This is a genomic window from Streptosporangium sp. NPDC006007, assembly GCF_040614315.1.
Classification (GTDB): Bacteria; Actinomycetota; Actinomycetes; order Streptosporangiales; family Streptosporangiaceae; genus Streptosporangium.
Map to the genome: position 1 here is coordinate 1 of NZ_JBEXUG010000118.1, position 1,047 is coordinate 1,047.

Genomic DNA, 1,047 nt, shown 5'->3' on the forward strand with positions numbered 1-1,047 from the left:
AGTACCAGCCCGGCCTGCTGGACGGGTTCATCGCCGAGACCGGCCTCGTCCTCTTCGACCCACCGTAGTAACGCCCAGCTTTCATGCTCAGTAGGGTGCCAATGTAGTCGCGAAAATCTTGGACAAGATCCGCATCAGCCGGACTCATGGAAATCGATCGTCCCGTCGGGCCGCCCCGCTACTTCTTTGAGACCGCCGAAATCCCACCTAGCGCAAGTGAGAAAATCCGGACAAGCGCCTTCCGGACATCCGGGTCTCGATCGAGCCGACCCAGCGATTCAAATCTCCCCGGATCAAGATCGATCGTGGCAATTCCGCCGGCATCCTTGCCATTCACGGTCGAGAAGATCAGGAGGCATCGGTAGGCTCGAACAACCCCTCCTCGCTCCTCACGCATGAGCGATTGGAGGAATACGACTTCTTCCTTGACCTGGCTGCGAAGTGCGTCCGCCGAGGTCCACCGAGTCGCCCAGCCTCGACCTTCCGCCTCCAATTGGATCTCAAGCAGAGTATCGAAACTGATCTGACACACTCGAAAATCGGGGTCAGTCGAATGAATTATAGACATCAGAGCACTATTCCCCGCCGTAGACGTCGATGCGGATTCTCGTCTTTGGGTCGATACGCCCATCTTTGATTCTTCGCAGGAGTTCGTCCCAGCGGTGATGACCTCCAAAAATCTTCCCATTGCGCGAGACGACAATCCCGTCTCCATCTGCGGCGTTGTTGATCGCGTCCAGGAGTTCTTTGTTACTCAGCTCTTCGTGATACCACTGCGATGCTGGATCCCGAGTTGACTGCCCCTCCTTGTACTTCTTAGCGAGATCACTGGCATTCTCGTAGGTTGTCGACCAGCAGCCAGCGTTGTGAACGAGGATTTCATCGTCCCCAACCCCCACATGGTAGGTGTGGAGGTCGGCAACGGCGAGGTTGTGAACACGTTGGTGGCCGGCGGTGCGCTTGGCGATGGCGGTGATTTGGAGGTGGGTTCCGGTGCTGGTGCGTAGCCAGGCTCCGGGGGTGAGCCGGGTGGCGGGGACCCAGGTT

At 58.0% G+C, this 1,047-nt stretch carries 1 protein-coding gene; it reads right to left on the minus strand.

The window, feature by feature from the left end; genetic code table 11:
• Window positions 1–575 precede the first annotated feature (575 nt).
• Window positions 576–1,047, minus strand: a 472-nt coding sequence (locus ABZ194_RS30420; RefSeq protein ID WP_355600453.1) for a polymorphic toxin-type HINT domain-containing protein, incomplete at its 5' end; no start/stop codon positions are given.